Raw genomic sequence first — 18,829 nt, 5'->3', positions numbered from 1 at the left:
ATATTTGCACCAAATTTTAACGAATGGGCAAATTGCTGATCGTGGGAAGCATGGCCTTTGATGCCATTGAGACCCCATTTGGAAAAACAGGCAAAATCTTGGGAGGTGCCGCAACGTTCATCGGTCTGGCCGCAACCCAATTCAAGGTAAGGTCCGCCATCGTCTCCGTGGTGGGCGAGGATTTTCCCGACACATACATGGATATTTTGAAGGATAGGGACATCGACCTTTCCGGCGTAGAGGTGGTCAAAGGGGGCAAGACCTTCTTTTGGCAGGGCAAATACCATAACGACCTTAATTCGAGGGATACGTTGGTGACCGAGTTGAACACCTTGGCCGATTTTGACCCCATAGTCCCCGAAGGTTTTACCGATGCGGATGTGGTCATGTTGGGAAATCTGCATCCCAATATCCAAATGAGTGTAATTAATCAGATGGAAGAACGACCAAAGCTCATCATACTGGATACCATGAACTTTTGGATGAACCATACCTGGGACGAGCTTATGGACGTTATCGCCAAAATAGACGTCATCACCATAAATGATGAGGAGGCCCGACAAATGACCAAGGAATATTCTTTGGTGAAGGCCGCTGCCAAGATCCAAGAGATGGGCCCCAAGTATGTGGTCATCAAAAAAGGGGAGCACGGAGCGCTTTTGTTCCACGAAAACAATATTTTCTTTGCACCCGCCCTGCCCTTGGAGGAGGTCTTTGACCCCACAGGAGCTGGGGACACCTTTGCCGGTGGTTTTGCAGGCTACCTCACCATGACCGGGAACATTTCGTTCGAGAGCATGAAAAATGCGATCATACACGGTTCCAACTTGGCTTCCTTTTGTGTGGAACGCTTTGGCACCGAACGCATGGTGGAACTGAAAAAACATGAGGTGGAGGCCCGTTTAATGCAGTTTAAGGAATTGACACAGTTCAATATTGAATTAACATAAATACCCGCCCTGAGATTTTCGGGGCTTTTTTTATTTGGTTTGTTATGAGTGATGCCATTAAGCACGAATGCGGAATATCACTGATCCGTTTGCTTAAACCCCTGGAATACTACAAGGAAAAGTACGGTACAGCTTTCTATGGAGTGAACAAAATGTACCTGATGATGGAGAAGCAGCACAACCGCGGACAGGACGGTGCCGGCTTTGCGAGCATAAAGCTGGACATGAATCCTGGAGAGCGCTACATGAGCCGGGTACGTTCCGCCAACCAGCAGCCCATTCAGGATATTTTTGACCAGATCAATTCGCGGATCAACACCACCCTTGCCGAAAATCCGGGGCATAAAGAAGATGTTGCTTGGCAGAAAAAGAACATCCCTTACATCGGAGAACTTTTGATGGGGCACGTGCGCTATGGCACCTTTGGAAAAAACAGTATCGAGAGCGTTCACCCCTTTTTGAGGCAGAACAACTGGATGCACCGTAACCTTATCGTAGCGGGCAACTTCAACCTCACCAACGTTGATGAACTTTTTGGCAACTTGGTAGAACTTGGACAGCATCCCAAGGAACTGGCCGACACCGTGACCGTTATGGAAAAGATCGGACACTTTTTGGACGATGCCGTGGCCAAACTCTACAAACAGGTCAAAAAGGAAGGATACAACAAACGAGAGGCTTCCCCTTTGATCGCTGAACGCTTGAACGTGGCCAAAATATTGAGAAAGGCTGCCAAAAACTGGGACGGTGGCTACACCATGGGTGGACTTTTGGGTCATGGCGATGGTTTTGTGGTCCGTGACCCCGCAGGTATTCGACCCGCCTATTATTATAAGGATGATGAAGTAGTGGTGGTGGCTTCGGAACGGCCCGTGATCCAGACCGTTTTCAATGTGAGATTTGAAGATGTCATGGAGTTGGACCCCGGACACGCCATCATCGTAAAGAAGAACGGATCCGTCTCCATCAAGGAGATTTTGGAACCCCTGGAGCGTAAGGCCTGCTCCTTTGAGCGCATCTATTTTTCCCGTGGCAGTGACAAAGAAATCTATCAGGAACGAAAAATGTTGGGGAAGTTGGTCTTCCCCCAGATTCTGAAATCGATAAACGATGACCTGCCCAACACCGTGTTCTCCTATATCCCCAACACCGCCGAGACTTCTTTCTTTGGATTGGTAAAAGAGGCCCAGAGCTATCTCAACAAAAAGAAGGAGGAACAGATCTTAGCTCTTGGACCCAATATCACCGGAGAACAGCTGCATGAAATCTTGGATGTACGGCCAAGGATTGAGAAAGTGGCCATAAAGGATGCCAAGCTGCGCACCTTCATTACCCAAGACAGCAACCGTGATGATCTGGTGACCCACGTTTATGACATTTCTTATGGATCGGTCAAAGAGACTGACAACCTTGTCATCATAGATGACAGTATCGTAAGGGGAACCACCTTAAAAAGAAGTATCCTAAAAATATTGGATAGGCTCTCGCCCAAGAAAATCATCGTGGTCTCATCGGCACCGCAGATCCGTTATCCGGATTGTTACGGTATCGACATGGCAAAATTGGAGGACTTTGTGGCCTTCAAGGCTGCCCAGGCCCTGCACGAAGAGCAGGGGACCACACATAAGATCAAGGAGATCTACGAAAAATGCCTTACGCAGTTGAAATCCAAGGACAAGGACGTTGTCAACTATGTGAAGGAATTCTATGAGCCGTTCACACCAGAGCAGATTTCCAAAAAGATTGCCGAGATCTTGAGCCCAGAAGGCATAAAGGCCGAAGTGGATATCATTTACCAGACCGTGGAAAGCCTGCACGTGGCCTGCCCCAAAAATTTGGGTGACTGGTATTTCACTGGGGATTATCCCACTCCTGGCGGCAACCGCGTGGTGAACCGGGCCTTCATCAACTTCTTTGAGGGCAAGAACGAAAGGGCTTATTGATTCTATATATCCATCGGCCCGTATAAGAGTGTGCATTTCATCGATGAAACGAGTAGATTAGCGGCTTTTTATACGATGGGCAGGACACAATCCTACTTTAGTATTGCCATAGCATAAGTAGGTTAAGTTCATGGTAAGATTTGGGGCAAAAAAGGTGGAATCTCTTCCACCTTTTTTATTTTCTACCATCCCCGATCTGAAAAATCACTTCTTTTCTTGACAAATGTCAATTATTGGCCCAAGTTGTACACTTCAACGCATTTAAGCGAGTTTCATCCAAAAATTTATCAGGCCAGCTGCCCCTTGGTGTACATTTGGAGGACCATAGCATAAGTAGGTTAAGTTCATGGTAAGATTTGGGGAAAGAAGGCGGAGCATGCTCCGCCTTCTTTATGTTTGACTACCAAGGATTTATCCATTTCATCGACGAACTGCACGTTTTCTTTTTTCCACAAAAAGCAAAAATTTCCCCAAAAGCCTTTGTTATTTTACACAATACCAGTATTTTAGTCCCGCCATAGCATAAGTAGGTTAAGTTTATGGTAAGATTTGGGACGAAAAGGGCGAGGGCTTCCTCGCCCTTTTCTATTTACCAATGGTTTGGAAACAAAAAAGCCGAGCACAAGTGCTCGGCTTTTCTTTTTAAGGAATGCTTTTCCGCTATTTGGCGGCCTTGTAGTTTTCTGAAACCTTGTCCCAGTTCACCACATTGAAGAAGGCCGAAATATAATCGGGTCTCCTGTTCTGATAGTTCAAATAATAGGCATGCTCCCAAACATCCAATCCCAAAATGGGTTGTCCTCCACAGCCTACATTGGGCATGATGGGGTTATCTTGGTTGGGCGAGGAACAGATTTCCAATTTTCCACCCTTGTGCACACATAGCCAAGCCCATCCGGAACCAAAACGGGTTGCGGCAGCTGCGGCAAATTTTTCCTTGAAAGCATCAAAAGAGCCAAAAGCATCGTTGATGGCCGTGGCAAGGTCTCCGCTTGGTGTGCCACCTCCATTGGGGGACATTACCTCCCAGAAAAGCGAGTGGTTGTAAAAACCTCCACCGTTGTTTCGCACGGCACCGTTGTTCATGTCCAAATTGGACAGGATATCAATGATGTTCTTTCCTTCCAAATCGGTGCCTGCAATGGCATTGTTCAGATTGGTGGTGTAGCCATTGTGGTGCTTGGTATGATGGATCTCCATGGTCCTAGCGTCTATATGTGGTTCCAGCGCATCGTACGCATACGGTAACTTTGGTAATTCAAAAGCCATAATACTTGTGTTTTTATGTTAGTACTTAATTCCCGTAAAAATACGGGTTTTAACAAACATATTCCGCTAAATCCCTGTTAACTTAAAGCTCGGAATCCGTATTTTGCAACAAAAATCTCCTTGGAGGCATCACATTTTAAAATATATAGTGCGTCGGCAGGTTCGGGCAAAACCTATGCCCTGGCCAAGGAGTATATCAAATTGTTGCTGTCCAACGATTCTCCTTCCAAGTTCCGGCAGATTTTGGCCATTACCTTTACCAACAAGGCCGTGGACGAAATGAAGACACGGATCTTGGACAATCTCTATGCTTTTGGTCAGGACCCCGTGCCCGAAAAACAGCAAGGCCTGTTCTTGTCACTTTGTGATGAACTTTCCCTGAGCGAAGACCAATTGCGAAAAAAGGCCTCGCTGATCTTAAAGCGCATTCTTCATAATTATTCTTTTTTTGAGATATCGACCATTGACAAGTTCAACCACAAGATCATCAAGACCTTTGCCCGGGACCTACAACTATCGCAGAATTTTGAGGTAGAGCTGAATCTGGACCTGCTTTTGGAAGAAGCTGTGGGGAGATTGTTGGAACGGGCCGGTGAAGATGAAAAACTGACCGAGGTCCTGATTGCCTTCTCCCTCGAGAAAATCGATGACGACAAAAGCTGGAACATTGCCTATGACCTTGTGGAAATCGGGAAACTGCTGTTCCAGGAAAACCATGCGGAACACATAGGGCCATTGCGCACCAAGACCATCGGGGATTTTCAGGACATCCAAAAACGACTCGCATCGGAAAGCAGTACCATCGAGGAAAAGATAAAACAATTGGCCCAAAATGTGCTTCAGGAAATAGAACACCAAGGGTTCGATATGGGTGATTTTCCCCGACAAACACTGCCCAACCATTTCCAAAAAATGGTGGATGGCGAATGCAGCCCCAAAAACATCTATACAAGTAAAACCCTGGAAAGCAATCTTGCTGATGGCAAATTGCTCAAAGCAGCGGATAAAAGAGATGTATCAAACCTGTCTGCTTTCATTTTGGAGCACTATCTGGCCATCAAGCAACTCATCTATCGGCATAGCTATCTGAAAAATGTATATGGCAATATCGTACCCATGACAGTCTTGAACGAAATTGCCAAAGAGATCAAGAACATTGAGCTGGATCGGGACATTGTTCCCATTTCCTCCCTCAATTCCATCCTCTCCAAAGAGATCAAGGACCAGCCCGTGCCTTTCATTTATGAACGGATGGGCGAAAAGTACCGGCATTATTTCATAGATGAGTTTCAGGACACCTCCAAAATGCAATGGGACAATTTGGTGCCACTGATCGGCAACGCATTGGAGAGCGAGACCGAAAGGCAGGAGCGTGGCTCCCTATTTTTGGTAGGCGATGTGAAACAGGCCATTTACCGATGGCGGGGCGGACGGGCCGAACAGTTCCTCGACCTGCTCACTGGTAAGGCACATCCCTTTGCCGTGCAGCCCAGCATCCATTCCCTGGACACCAACTGGAGGAGCTGTGATGAAATTGTGAACTTCAACAATGGTTTTTTTTCAGAAGTGGCGGCCGTCCTTGGCAATGAGGACTATCGAAACCTCTTTTTGAACGACTCCCACCAAAAGACGAACCATCGCCCCGGCGGCTATGTGCAACTGTCCTTTTTGGACAAGGACATGGAAAACAAGGATGAGGCCTATTGTGCCCAAGTATTGGAAACTATCCAGAACATTACTTTGGAAGGACACGTGTTCTCGGACATCTGCGTGTTGGTTCGGGACAATAAAAAAGGAATGGTACTGGCCGATTTCTTGGCACAACAGAACATCCCCATCATTTCTTCGGATGCGCTGTTGCTGGACAACAATGAAAAAGTGACTTTTTTGATCTCCATTCTCCGGATCTTTGAAAATATACAGGACCGGGATGCGGCATACCATATCCTATTATATCTGTCCAAAGGAAATACGGAAAGGCACCAGATCATTTCCGAAAACCTGGACCAAGTGGCCCATTTTCTGGCCAGCGGGTATGGCTTTTATATAGATCGACTAAAAGGTGAGTCCGTTTTCAATATCTTGGAGCAGGCCATCATACATTTTGGGCTCTCCGAAGGCTCCGTGGCCCACATTTCGTTTTTGATGGACGAGGTCCTGGATCTTGAAAAAAGGGAAGGCCCCAGCATCTATGCCTTCCTTACTTATTGGGAGGTAAAAAAAGAATCGTTGTCCATAGCTGCACCCGATGGTGTGGATGCAGTGAAGATCATGACCATCCACAAGGCCAAGGGCCTGGAATTTCCCTTTGTGATCTTTCCTTTTGCCAATGCCCTGCTGGACGATAAGCGGAAAAAAAAGAAATCGTGGGTGCCCGTTCCCCAAAATGAAACGGTTTTGGGTCTGGATGAATTTCTCATCAACAACAATAAGGATATGTTGGAGTACAATGAGATTGCCCAACTTAAATATATGGAGGAAGAGCAGAAAACCTTGTTGGATTCGATGAACGTGCTCTACGTGGCCCTGACCCGTCCGGTAAAAGGACTCTTCGTGATCACGGAAACAGCCAAGACCATTCCTGCCATTGAGTCGGCCGCTTCATATACTGACCTTTTTCTGTGGTATCTACAGCAAAATGACATTCCTGAAAACGATTCCGGTGTATATACCATAGGAACGTTCCCCAAAAAAGAACAAGGCAGCACCCCTGCCAGTTCCAAGGATAACCATATCCCCTACATTACCCGACCCAAAGCGGATACGGCATTCACCATTTCCACCAAATCGGGCCGTATGTGGGACGATGGGCGCATGGAGGCCATTGAGCTGGGGAACCTCGTCCATTTTGCATTGAGCCAAATCCGAACGGCTGTCGATGTTGACCCTATTCTGGAGCGCCTAGAGCGGGAAGGGCATTGCTCAAAAGAGACCGCTGTTGACATCAAACAAAAAATCATGGCCGTGGTGGATCATCCCAAATTGCAGCCATTCTTTCAGGAAGGTCCCCAAATATGGAACGAGCAGGAAATCCTCACGGTAAACGGGCCTTCGCTACGCCCGGACAGGATGGTCATTTCTGGAAACGAGGCGACCATCATCGACTATAAAACAGGGAAGCCCTCCCCGTCACATAAAGAACAGATTGCCCAATATGCGGATGTCCTGAAAGAAATGGGCCATACCATCAAACATTCCATTATTGTTTATATTGACCAGCAAATAGAACCTATTTTTGTCTAAACGAATTAAAGATATGTACGGTAACATCAAAGAACATTTGGCCCAAGAGTTGAAAGAAATTGAAGAAGCGGGCCTGTATAAAAAAGAACGGGTCATTACCTCTCCACAGGGGGGCGTTATCAAAATTTCCACAGGGCAGGAGGTGATCAACTTCTGCGCCAACAACTATTTGGGACTGTCCTCCCACCCCGATGTGATCCAGGCGGCCAAGGATGCCATGGACACGCACGGCTTTGGGATGTCGTCCGTAAGGTTCATCTGTGGCACGCAGGACATCCACAAGGAACTGGAACAAAAGATCGCCGATTTCTATGGCACGGAGGATACCATATTATATGCAGCGGCATTCGATGCCAATGGCGGGGTGTTCGAACCGTTGCTGACCGCGGAGGATGCCATCATTTCCGATTCACTGAACCATGCTTCCATCATAGACGGGGTGCGGTTGTGCAAGGCCATGCGCTACAGGTATGCCAATAACGACATGGCCGATCTGGAAGAGCAGTTGAAGCAAAGTGTGAAGGACGGGGCGCGGTTCAAGATCATTGTGACCGACGGGGTCTTTTCCATGGACGGGCTTGTGGCACCATTGGACAAGATCTGTGACCTTGCCGATAAGTATGATGCCATGGTGATGATCGATGAATGCCATGCTGCAGGTTTCATTGGCCAAACAGGGCGTGGAACATTGGAAGAAAAAGGTGTCTTGGACCGCATCGACATCATTACCGGAACCTTGGGCAAGGCCTTGGGTGGGGCCATGGGCGGCTATACCACGGGAAAAAAGGAAATCATTGAGATACTTCGCCAGCGTTCAAGGCCCTATTTGTTCTCCAATTCATTGGCCCCCGCCATTGTGGGAGCGTCCATCAAGGTCTTTGAGATGTTGGACAAGGACACTTCGCTGCGCGACAAGCTCCAGAGCAATACGGAATATTTTAAAAAAGGAATGAAGGAAGCCGGTTTTGACATCATTGACGGGGATTCCGCCATTGTACCGGTAATGCTCTACGACGCCAAACTATCCCAAAAAATGGCCGATATGCTTTTGGATGAAGGGATTTATGTCATCGGTTTCTTCTACCCGGTGGTCCCCAAAGACAGGGCAAGGATACGGGTACAATTATCGGCCGCCCACGAAAAGCATCATTTGGACCATGCAATAAAAGCATTTACGAAAGTTGGAAAATCTCTAAAAATCGTTTAAATGCTGCAAAACTTCCATGTAATGCGTTAAAAAAAAAGAATATTTGATTTTGTTAATAGTTTTTAACAACTTACATTTGCAGCTGATAAACACTTAAACTTAAAATTTTGAGCATGAAACATCTTAGCAAATTATTGGTTGTTGCCCTAGTATTTGTAGGGTTTAACAACATACAAGCGCAAGACGAGAATAATCCATGGCAAGTGAGCATTGGAGTGAATGCAATAGATGCTTATCCTACCAATGATGAAAACAACCCGTTTTCTAGCACCACATTGTTCGATGAGTACTTCAACGTCTCTGACCACTGGAACATCTTGCCTTCTGTATCTTACGTTGGTGTGTCCAAGTACATCGGTGACGGATTCTCTGTTGGAGCTAGAGGTTCCTTGAACAGAATCGAAAAAATCGGTGACGTTTCTGTTGATGACCTTTCACACTACGCTATAGATGGTACCATCAAATATAACTTCCTTAAGAACACAACCATCGATCCTTTCGTAGAAATTGGTGGTGGTTACACTTGGGTTGATGAAATTGGTGCCGGTACTGCAAACGGAGGTATTGGTTTGAACATCTGGTTTTCTGAAAACATTGGTTTGACCCTTCAAACCCAGTACAAGCACGCTTTCGAAGATTACTTGGTTAAGCATTTCCAACACTTGGCTGGTCTTAGCATCAAATTTGGTGGTACTGACACTGATGGTGACGGTATCTATGACAAAGACGATGCTTGTCCAGAAGTAGCTGGTTTGGAAGCTTTCAACGGATGTCCTGATTCTGATGGTGATGGTATCGAAGATTCCAAAGATGCTTGTCCTAACGAAGCTGGTTCCAAAGAAATGAACGGATGTCCTGATTCTGACGGTGACGGTGTTGCCGATAAAGATGACGCTTGTCCTAACGAAGCTGGTCTTCCTGCTCTAGGCGGATGTCCCGATGCTGACGGTGACGGTGTTGCTGACAAAGATGACGCTTGTCCTAACGAAGCTGGTCCTTCTGCCAACAAAGGTTGCCCATGGCCTGATACCGATGGTGACGGTGTACTTGACAAAGACGATCAGTGTCCAGAAGTTGCTGGTACTGTTGCCAACAAAGGTTGTCCTGAAGTAACTGAAGAAGTTCAGAAGCAATTGAACGATTACGCTAGAACCATCTTGTTCGATACTGGTAAATCTTCCATCAAAGCAGAGTCTACTTCTGTAATGGTTGACATCATCCAAATCTTGAACGAGTATCCTAACGCTAAGTTCACTGTAGAAGGTCACACTGACAGCGTAGGTAGCGAGAGCTTGAACCAAAAACTTTCTGAAGAAAGAGCCAACTCAGTAAGAAGCTTCTTGATTGACAAAGGAATCTCTTCTAGCAGATTGACAGCTATCGGTTACGGTGAAGCTAAGCCTATCGCCACTAACAATACTGCTGCTGGTAGAAAGCAAAACAGACGAGTTGAAATCAACTTGGTAAAATAATAAGGAAACCTAAAGTTTTCTTTTCAAAAGGCTCCCGTTCCGGGAGCCTTTTTTATTTTTATACATGCACACAACATTCCTTGAACATGTCCTGGACGACCTTGAGAAAAAGCAATTGGACATTGCTTCATGCATCTTCGTGCTGCCCAGTAAACGTTCGGGGACCTTCTTAAAAAAACACATTTCAAAAAGGCTGACCAAAAGTGTGTTCAGCCCACAGACACTATCCATACAGGAATTCATAGAAGACCTCACCGGACTCTCACAATCCAGCAATGTGGATCTGCTGTTCAACCTATATGCCGTTTATAAGGAGGCCGACATCCACCAACATGAGGATTTTTCATCCTTTATCAAATGGGGTCAGACGCTTCTTCATGATTTCAATGAGATCGATGGTTATCTGATTCCCGCCAAGGACATCCTCAACTACCTTTCCGCCATCAAGGAACTGAACCACTGGTCCCTGCAAAAGGAAAAAACGGAACTTGTTGAGAATTATCTGCAGCTTTGGGGGAAATTGGAGAGCATGTATGGGAAATTCACCTCTGCTCTTTTAAACCAAAAAACGGGCTATCAAGGGCTCATCCAAAGGATTGCTGTTGAAAATTTGTCCGAACAGTCAAAAGCATCAAGTGCCAATCCGGTCATTTTTGTTGGTTTCAATGCCCTCAACAATGCAGAGTCCAAAATCATTCAGCATTATCTGGAACACGGAAATGCATACATCTATTGGGACATCGACGCTTATTTCCTGAACGACCCCATACACGATGCCGGACTTTTTATCCGAAACTATCAGCGTGAATGGCCCTATTTCAAAAACCAAAACCGAATAACGACGCAGGACAGTTTCCTGTCACCCAAAAAAATATCCATTACCGGGGTTCCCAAGAACATCTCACAGACCAAATATGTGGGGCAACTGCTCCAAGAATTGGCCTTGAACAAGGAGACTACCTTAAAAAACACAGCCCTTGTGCTCGCTGATGAAAGCTTGCTGGACCCTATGCTCAAGGCTGTTCCGCCATCGATTGGTGAGGTGAACATCACCATGGGCTACCCATTGCACAAAACCGTACTGCATTCATTCTTCCTTACCTATCTGGAACTCTGCCTGAACAGTTCAGAAAGAGGTTGGTTCTATAAAAATGTTCTGGAATTCATTTCCAACCCTTACGTCTCTGTCCTTTCGGCTTCCGGAGAAACCGATTTTGCCAAAACATTGGCACAGGACATCAAAGAAGGTAATTGGCTGTATGTGTCGCCAGATATGCTTTCCGCTTTTGATGGATCCAAAGAACTCTTGGCCCTGCTGTTTCCCAAGAAATCCATTACCCCAAAAGAATGGGTAGAGCATTGCCTGATGCTCATACAGCGCTTGAAAAATAGCTATCAATCCCAAGAAAATGCCTTGGAACTGGAATACCTCTACCGCTTCCATACCCTTTTCAATCAATTGGAGCAATACTTGGAAAAAGTGGATTTTATGGCGGAACTGAAGTCCATCAAAAATCTCTTCAAACAGTTGTCATCCGTAGAAACCTTGGATTTTATTGGCGAGCCGCTTACCGGGCTTCAGCTCATGGGGATGTTGGAAAGCAGGAACCTCGATTTTGAAACCGTGATCATCACCTCCGTCAATGAAGGCATTCTTCCATCGGGCAAATCCAACAATTCTTTCATTCCTTTTGATGTAAAGCGGGATTATGGGCTGCCCACCTACAAGGAAAAGGACGCCATTTACACCTATCACTTTTATCGGCTCATACAACGGGCAAAGAATGTGCACATCATCTATAACACGGAGCCAGATGTCTTGGAAGGCGGGGAAAAGAGCAGGCTCATCACCCAATTACTGACGGATGCGAACATCCAGCCCTATGTGGAACACACCATTGCGGCCCCGGAAATCAAAATAGATGCCAGGCCACTTTTGCATATCGATAAGGATACTGTGTTGGTGGAAGACCTAAAGGCCTTTGCCGCAAAGGGATTTTCTCCGACCTCTTTGACCAATTACATCAAGAATCCGATAGATTTCTACAAAAGGAACATTCTGAAAATCAATGACCTGGAAGAAGTAGAGGAAAACATTGCCGCAAACACCTTCGGCACCATCGTGCACGACAGTTTGGAACAATTGTACACCCCACTGATCAATTCCGTCCTGACTTCAGAAAATGTCTCGGCCCTTAAGGCCAAGATTCCAGAAACCGTGTCCCAACACTTTCAAAAAAGCCTTGCAGGGGTGGACATTTCCAAAGGAAAGTTCCTATTGGTGTACAATGTCATCATAAAATATCTGCAGAATTTCATTGACATGGAACTGCAAAACCTGAAAAGGCACAACATCAAAATACTGGCCTTGGAGGAAAAATATGAAGTGCCGCTCAACATTCCCGGGCTGGACTTTCCCATAGTACTCAAAGGCACTTTGGACCGTGTGGATGAAATCGATGGGACTGTTAGGATCATTGACTACAAAACAGGCAAGGTGGAGCCTAAGAACGTCAAAATAACGGACTGGGAAGAACTCATCACCGAATACGACAAGAGCAAGGCCTTTCAGCTGCTTTGCTACGCCCACATGTACCGAAAAAAACACACCGCGGGACCACTATTGGCGGGTATCTATTCCTTTAAAAATCTAGGACAGGGACTGTTCTCCTTTGTGGAGGACAAAACTCCGTTCATTGATGAAAACACACTGGCTTCCTTTGAGGAGAAGCTCCATCAGCTCATACACGACATTCTAGACCCCAATATTCCTTTCACCGAAAAGAGGGACTGATCATTTGAGGTCCGGGCGCGTTGGCCTTACTTCAATTTTGCTAGGCAATGTTCTTGGATGCATCAACAGCAGGTCCACCACCAGTTTTCCAATGTCTTCTGGCTGGATTTTCCAGGCATCCTTTTCCGATGGCTCATGGTCGTTGAAATGGGTCGCCACCGAACCGGGCATTATGGTCGTAACCTTGATATTGTATTGTCTAAGGTCCAACATGGCCGCTTGGGTGAAACCGACCACACCAAACTTGGTGGCATTATAGCCCGCCCCATTGGCAAAAAAGTTGGTGCCGGCCAAACTGGCCAAGGTCATATAGTACCCTTCCGATTTTTTCAGGGCCTCCACAGAAGCTTTGAGCGTGTGGAAAACCCCACTGAGATTGATATCTATCATTTGGTGCCAATCTTGTTCCGACATTTGATCGATGGGCGCAAAGTGGCCCACACCAGCATTGGCCATCACCACGTCCAATTGCCCCCACGCAGCAATAATGGCCTCCACGGCCCTTTTCTCGTCCTCTGATCGGGACACATCCGAAACAAGTCCAATCACTCGGTCCTTATCGCCAAGTTTCTTAATGGCTGCGTCCACACTTTGGGTGCTTCTTCCACTAATGGCCACTTTCATCCCCTGCGCCAGAAGACTTTCCGCTATTCCATATCCTATTCCTTTGGTGCCTCCCGTGATGTAGGCCACTTTACCTTTCAATTCCATAATCATTGTTTTTTTAATATTTCAAAGTTGGGAAATGAAATGGCCCAAAGCAAGAAAACCATCCTAAAGGATGGTTAATTTTAGTGTATGCACACAGTACATCGGTATACGGTCCAAAAGTGCTACATTTATGAAACTCCTGCAGATTGATAAAATTTGACAAGACACATTGATTTTCAACCTTTCAAGGGAAAACAACTCTAAAATTATGCTCAAAAGAATCGGAATATGGATACTTTTCGTTTTGATGTCCGATGGGATATCAGCTCAAAATGAAATTGTCCAGTTTAGCAGCACACTCAACCAATTCCTGAATGTCCGTGATTTTTGCATTTCCGAAAATGGCGAGGAGGCCTATTTAACCCTCCAGAGTCCATTTCAGGAAATATCCCAAATTGCCCGTGTCAAAAGGGTAAACAAAGAGTGGACAACACCCGAGCTGTTGCCGTTTTCCGATGTTTATATGGATCTCGAACCTTTCTTGTCCAGTGATGGAAAGCGGCTGTATTTTGTTTCCGATAGGCCTTTGGACGATTCAACCCAAGAGAAAAAAGATTTTGACATTTGGTATGTGGAACGAAATGGCCCAGAGGAGGAATGGTCAAAACCAAAGAACCTAGGATCTCCTGTCAACTCCACCCTTGACGAGTTTTACCCAACCCTCAGTGAGAACAACAATCTGTACTTCACCTTGGAATCCCCCAATGGACTGGGGAAAGATGACATCTATTTTTCACGCTGGGAAAATGGCACCTATTCCACGCCAGTTTTGTTGGACGAAAACATCAACAGTTCCGGATATGAATTCAATGCGTTTATTTCGAAAAAGGAAGATTACCTCCTATTTACCAAATATAATGAAGAGGGGGGCCTTGGAAGTGGCGATCTTTACATCTCCAGAAAAGATGCCAATGGCAACTGGACAAAAGCAGAAAACATTGGGGCGCCCATCAACACCAAATACATGGAATATTGCCCGTTCTATGATGAGAAAAACCAACTTTTGTACTTCACCAGCAGAAGGAACGATTTGGCGCCCAGAACTTTTGACTCTGTTTCAGAATTCCAGGAATACATCCATGGCAGCAACAATGGCCTGAGCAAGATCTACATGACCAAATTTGTAATCGAATGAAATTGAAACATCTGTCCTTACTATTTGTATTTGTCGTTTCCATATCCGTTTGTGGACAAAAAAGCGAAAAGACTACCGAGTTCGTTGTAAGCGGACTGGTAAAAAAAGAACTGAGGTTTACCGTGGCCGACATTGAAAAACACCCTTCTAAACCTATTGGGGATGTAGTGATCACCAACCACATGGGGGAACCCCGTGGGACTGCCAAACAATTAAAGGGAGTTTTGATAAAGGAATTGCTGATCGATATGGAACTGCAAGAAGAAAGTCCAAAGCGGTTCAGCGAGTTCTACCTGACCTTTGTTGCCGTCGATAATTACAAAGTGGTCTACTCTTGGAATGAAATATTCAATTCCCCGACCGGTGACCAATTGTTCGTGATCACCTCAAGGGACGGGAAAGGCATCAAGGACATGCAGGAAAGCATATTGGTCCTGACCCCAACCGATTTCAAAACGGGACGAAGGCATATCAAAGGCTTGAGCAAGATTCTCGTGGAAAGGGTGAAATGACCTAAAATAGCGTCCGGCCAAAGAAAAACTATTTCCATAAAAAGTACCTTCGTTCGAGGCGATTGTCGTTATAGAGGGGAATGCCATTTAGATAACATTGGTGGCCTTTCCGAAAGCCTTCGGAACGTTCTGGCCAATTTATAGTACAAAAACTCGAACAATCCTATTCCCCATTTGACAAACGGCCATAAAAAAAGCACCTCGTTTGAGGTGCTTGTTCGTTTTGGTGGAGAATACCGTCCCGATAACCATCGGGAGAACCGGTGGCCTTTCCGAAAGCCTTCGGAACGCTCTAGACCCTGTTGCTCTGTTCAATCAAAAACTCTACATATTTGCGGCTCTTCTTTCCCTTTATTTCCTTTTCCCTTGCCATCGCCTCGCTTCTCGTGGCAAAGCTTTCGGTCCATTTCACCTTCCAATCACAGGCCATTTTGGTATATTTTGACCGCCCACCATTGTGCCGCTCCAATCGATCCATCAAATCTTGGCAATGGCCCACATAGTAGCGATCAACGGACGGACTAAAAATAATATAGACAACAAATTCCATAAAAAGTACCTTCGTTCGAGGCGATTGTCGTCATAGAGGGGAATGCCGTCCAAAAGACATTGGTGGCCTTTCCGAAAGCCTTCGGAACGCTCTAGCCAATTTATAGTACAAAAACTCGAACAATCCTATTCCCCATTTGACAAACGGCCATAAAAAAAGCACCCCGTTTGAGGTGCTTGTTCGTTTTGGTGGAGAATACCGGATTCGAACCGGTGGCCTCTTGCATGCCATGCAAGCGCTCTAGCCAACTGAGCTAATCCCCCAAAGCGTGCGCAAAGGAAACACTTTTTCCAAAAGTATCAAAATTTATGGGCCTTCCTTAGTCTTTTTTAACGCTCAGGACCAATACGGGAATCGGCACGTAAAACTCGGACTTCCGAATGGTGTTCTTTTCCCAAAGCTTTTTGAAGAACCCTCTCTTTCTTCTAAATACGCACAGCACATCGGGATGTTCTTTCTGGAAATACTCCATGACACCCAAATAGGTCGTGGCATTCTCGGTGATGGTCAGTTGTTTGCTCAGGTCCATAAGGGCCGTGTTCACCTTCAGATCGGCTTCGGAATAGCCCGGTCTTTTGACCAATAGTAGGCTTACCTCCGACTTGAACTTGCTCTTTATGGTGATCAAAGGGTTCAAAATGCTCCTTCGCTTCAAAATTCCCGAGCCAAAAGCGGTCAATATTTTTTTGATGGGGCTGAACTGGCTGCCTTTGGGAACAATCAATGCAGGAATATCGGTCTGTTTGATGATTCTTCCGGAAGTGTTGCCCAAATAAAGCTCTTCTTGGATATCGTTGCTCTTGGGGGAAATGATGATCAAATCAATCCCAAGCTCCTTGTTGATGCCCTTCAAGCCATCCACAATGTCCCCGTTATAGGTCGCGATCTTGATGTCGATCCCTTTCGTATCCACCTTGTCTATCACCTCCTTCAATTGTTCCTTGCTGCTCTTGGCCACTTTTTCCTCTACGTTGGCCAAACTCCCTACCGCAGAAGTGACCGAAAAAACATCCATCACAAAGATCTTGGCGCCAAAATGCGAGGCAAAGTCTATCGCATATTGCAATGTTTGTGATGAATCAGGAGAAGTTCCAATAGGTACAAGGATGTTATTCATGGTTTGGTGATTATGATTAAACCTTAAATTTACAATTAAATTGAAATCAATCAATGATACGACCCGCAAAGATATCTGAAATCCCCGATATCTTATCCATCACCCGCGCATGCGCCCAAAAAATGGAGCAAAATGGCATCCATCAATGGAACGAACATTACCCTTCCGAGGCCGCTTTCATAAATGATGTGGAACGGGAAGAACTTTACGTTATTGTGGAAAACGGAAGCATTTTGGGCACTATTGTGGTTTCCACGTTTATGGACGACGAATACCGCCCCATTCAATGGCTCACCCCAAATGGCAACAGCACATACATCCACCGGCTTTCCGTACATCCCGACCATCAAGGCAAAGGCTTGGCGCAACAATTGATGGATTTTGCCGAAACCTATTCCAAAAACCGCCAATTTGTTTCCGTTCGGCTGGACACATTTTCACAGAACAAAAGAAACCAAAGATTTTACGAGCAAAGGGGCTATCAAAAATTGGGGGACATCTTCTTTCCCAAACAAAGCTTCCATCCCTTTCATTGTTACGAATTGGTGCTGTAACTTGCATCCGATTTGAGTACACAGGTAAACTTCAAGAGCATCAACCGCCTCGCCATCCCAGCGACCATATCCGGCATCGCCGAACCCCTGCTCTCCATCACGGATACGGCCATTGTGGGCAACATCCCAACGGATAGTTTGGAGTCCTTGGCTGCCGCGGGTATCGTGGGTTCCTTTTTATCCATGCTGATTTGGGTCTTGGGACAGACCCGAAGCTCCATTTCGGCCATCATCTCGCAATATTTGGGTGCTGGAAAACTGGAAGAAGTGAAAAACCTGCCCGCCCAGGCCATTTTCTTCAACATTTTGCTCAGCATCGTAGTGTTGTTGTCCACCGTTTTTGTGGTCGAGGAAATCTTTATACTGTTCAACGCCTCAGGGAAAATCCTGGACTATTGCATCTCGTATTACTCCATCCGGGTCTGGGGCTTCCCGCTCACCTTGTTCACCTTTGCGGTTTTCGGTATTTTCAGGGGATTGCAGAACACTTTTTACCCTATGGTGATCGCCATGCTGGGGGCAGGTCTCAATATTTTGTTCGACTTTGTCCTTGTGTATGGGATTGACGGATGGATTCCCGCTATGTATCTGGAAGGCGCCGCATGGGCCAGTTTGATTTCCCAAGCCATCATGGCCGTTTTGGCCTTCATCCTATTGCTGAAAAAGACAGAAATCAGTATGAGGTTGGTCTTTCCGCTTAACAAAGAACTGAAACGGGTGGTTTTTATGAGCCTCAACCTTTTTGTGCGGGCCATTGCCCTCAATGTGGCCTTGATACTGGCCGTTCGTGAGGCCACAACCTTGGGCGATCGTTTCATTGGGGCACACACCATCGCCATCAACCTATGGTTGTTCGCGGCATTTTTTATTGATGGCTTTGCTGCCGCAGGCAATAGTATGGGCGGCAAACTATTGGGGGCAGGCGATTATGACGGACTTTGGAAACTGGCCAAAAAAATAGTGCTCTACGGGATGGTGGTCAGCCTGGTCTTGATGATGGGTGGTTTTCTGTTCTATCGCCCCATCGGATATCTGTTTTCCAATGATACTTTAGTGTTGGATACCTTTTACGGCATATTCTACATAGTGATTTTGGGACTTCCCATGAACACGTTGGCCTTTGTGTTCGATGGACTGTTCAAAGGGTTGGGCGAAATGAAATATTTACGGAATGTGCTGCTCACCGCAACCTTTTTGGGGTTTGTGCCCTGCCTCTATTTCAGTAAGTTCATGGGATGGGGCTTTTATGCCATCTGGGTGGCCTTTGTGGTCTGGATGCTGATCCGGGGATTTGCCCTGCTCTGGAAATTTGATAGAAAATTCAGGCCCTTGGTCCAAAACCCGTAATTTAGCAATATCAGACGTCGGACAT

The 18,829-nt window shown here is 46.0% G+C and carries 14 protein-coding genes and 1 tRNA gene; 10 read left to right on the top strand and 5 right to left on the bottom strand.

What is annotated here, in order from left to right; all coding sequences use genetic code 11:
• Positions 1-23 precede the first annotated feature (23 nt).
• Both DB398_RS00345 and DB398_RS00340 read left to right on the top strand, forming a co-directional pair.
• On the top strand, positions 24-950 hold the full coding sequence (locus DB398_RS00345; RefSeq protein WP_108422418.1) for a PfkB family carbohydrate kinase: 927 nt from the start codon (positions 24-26) through the stop codon (positions 948-950).
• Between the two features lie 44 nt (positions 951-994).
• The gene (locus DB398_RS00340) at positions 995-2,893 is read left to right on the top strand and encodes an amidophosphoribosyltransferase (protein WP_108422417.1); all 1,899 of its coding nucleotides are present in this window, start codon (positions 995-997) and stop codon (positions 2,891-2,893) included.
• A gap of 660 nt (positions 2,894-3,553) precedes the next feature.
• On the opposite strand, the gene DB398_RS00335 is transcribed toward DB398_RS00340, so the two are convergent.
• A complete protein-coding gene (locus DB398_RS00335; RefSeq protein ID WP_108422416.1) occupies positions 3,554-4,162 on the bottom strand; it encodes a superoxide dismutase in 609 nt (202 codons plus the stop codon).
• A 120-nt stretch (positions 4,163-4,282) separates the two neighbouring features.
• On the opposite strand from DB398_RS00335, the gene DB398_RS00330 reads away from it, so the two are divergent.
• From DB398_RS00330 to DB398_RS00315, 4 genes are all read left to right on the top strand, one after another.
• A complete protein-coding gene (locus DB398_RS00330; RefSeq protein ID WP_108422415.1) occupies positions 4,283-7,405 on the top strand; it encodes a UvrD-helicase domain-containing protein in 3,123 nt (1,040 codons plus the stop codon).
• Positions 7,406-7,418: 13 nt separating this feature from the next.
• Positions 7,419-8,612: a glycine C-acetyltransferase gene (gene kbl, locus DB398_RS00325; protein ID WP_108422414.1), complete on the top strand. Its 1,194-nt coding sequence runs from the start codon at positions 7,419-7,421 to the stop codon at positions 8,610-8,612.
• Positions 8,613-8,725: 113 nt separating this feature from the next.
• The gene (locus DB398_RS00320) at positions 8,726-10,084 is read left to right on the top strand and encodes an OmpA family protein (RefSeq protein ID WP_108422413.1); all 1,359 of its coding nucleotides are present in this window, start codon (positions 8,726-8,728) and stop codon (positions 10,082-10,084) included.
• Positions 10,085-10,148: 64 nt separating this feature from the next.
• Positions 10,149-12,878 carry a PD-(D/E)XK nuclease family protein gene (locus tag DB398_RS00315; protein ID WP_108422412.1) on the top strand — a complete coding sequence of 910 codons (2,730 nt, stop codon included), beginning with the start codon at positions 10,149-10,151 and terminating at the stop codon, positions 12,876-12,878.
• Here DB398_RS00315 and DB398_RS00310 read toward each other — a convergent pair whose 3' ends face one another.
• Complete coding sequence (locus tag DB398_RS00310) at positions 12,879-13,589, bottom strand: SDR family oxidoreductase (protein ID WP_108422802.1); 711 nt, start codon at positions 13,587-13,589, stop codon at positions 12,879-12,881. It lies immediately after the preceding gene.
• Between the two features lie 208 nt (positions 13,590-13,797).
• Here DB398_RS00310 and DB398_RS00305 point away from each other — a divergent pair, with 208 nt between their 5' ends.
• Together DB398_RS00305 and DB398_RS00300 are read left to right on the top strand one after the other, a co-directional pair.
• A complete protein-coding gene (locus DB398_RS00305; protein ID WP_108422801.1) occupies positions 13,798-14,724 on the top strand; it encodes a TolB-like translocation protein in 927 nt (308 codons plus the stop codon).
• Positions 14,721-15,236 carry a molybdopterin-binding protein gene (locus tag DB398_RS00300; protein ID WP_108422411.1) on the top strand — a complete coding sequence of 172 codons (516 nt, stop codon included), beginning with the start codon at positions 14,721-14,723 and terminating at the stop codon, positions 15,234-15,236. Before DB398_RS00305 ends, DB398_RS00300 begins: the two co-directional genes overlap by 4 nt.
• A gap of 292 nt (positions 15,237-15,528) precedes the next feature.
• Here DB398_RS00300 and DB398_RS00295 read toward each other — a convergent pair whose 3' ends face one another.
• The 3 genes from DB398_RS00295 to DB398_RS00285 form a co-directional block, all read right to left on the bottom strand.
• A complete protein-coding gene (locus DB398_RS00295) occupies positions 15,529-15,786 on the bottom strand; it encodes a GIY-YIG nuclease family protein (RefSeq protein ID WP_108422410.1) in 258 nt (85 codons plus the stop codon).
• A 186-nt stretch (positions 15,787-15,972) separates the two neighbouring features.
• Positions 15,973-16,049 (bottom strand) — tRNA-Ala (locus DB398_RS00290).
• 56 nt (positions 16,050-16,105) lie between these two features.
• Positions 16,106-16,903, bottom strand: coding sequence for a universal stress protein (locus DB398_RS00285; RefSeq protein WP_108422409.1), 798 nt, complete (start codon positions 16,901-16,903; stop codon positions 16,106-16,108).
• Positions 16,904-16,956: 53 nt separating this feature from the next.
• On the opposite strand from DB398_RS00285, the gene DB398_RS00280 reads away from it, so the two are divergent.
• Positions 16,957-17,457 carry a GNAT family N-acetyltransferase gene (locus DB398_RS00280; RefSeq protein WP_108422408.1) on the top strand — a complete coding sequence of 167 codons (501 nt, stop codon included), beginning with the start codon at positions 16,957-16,959 and terminating at the stop codon, positions 17,455-17,457.
• Between the two features lie 12 nt (positions 17,458-17,469).
• The gene (locus tag DB398_RS00275; protein ID WP_108422407.1) at positions 17,470-18,804 is read left to right on the top strand and encodes an MATE family efflux transporter; all 1,335 of its coding nucleotides are present in this window, start codon (positions 17,470-17,472) and stop codon (positions 18,802-18,804) included.
• Positions 18,805-18,829 lie beyond the last annotated feature (25 nt).

It is taken from the genome of Flagellimonas amoyensis, from assembly GCF_003058265.1.
Classification (GTDB): Bacteria; Bacteroidota; Bacteroidia; order Flavobacteriales; family Flavobacteriaceae; genus Flagellimonas; species Flagellimonas amoyensis.
Note: the sequence above shows the minus strand (reverse complement) of the source record. Positions and strands in the feature narration are given on the sequence as shown.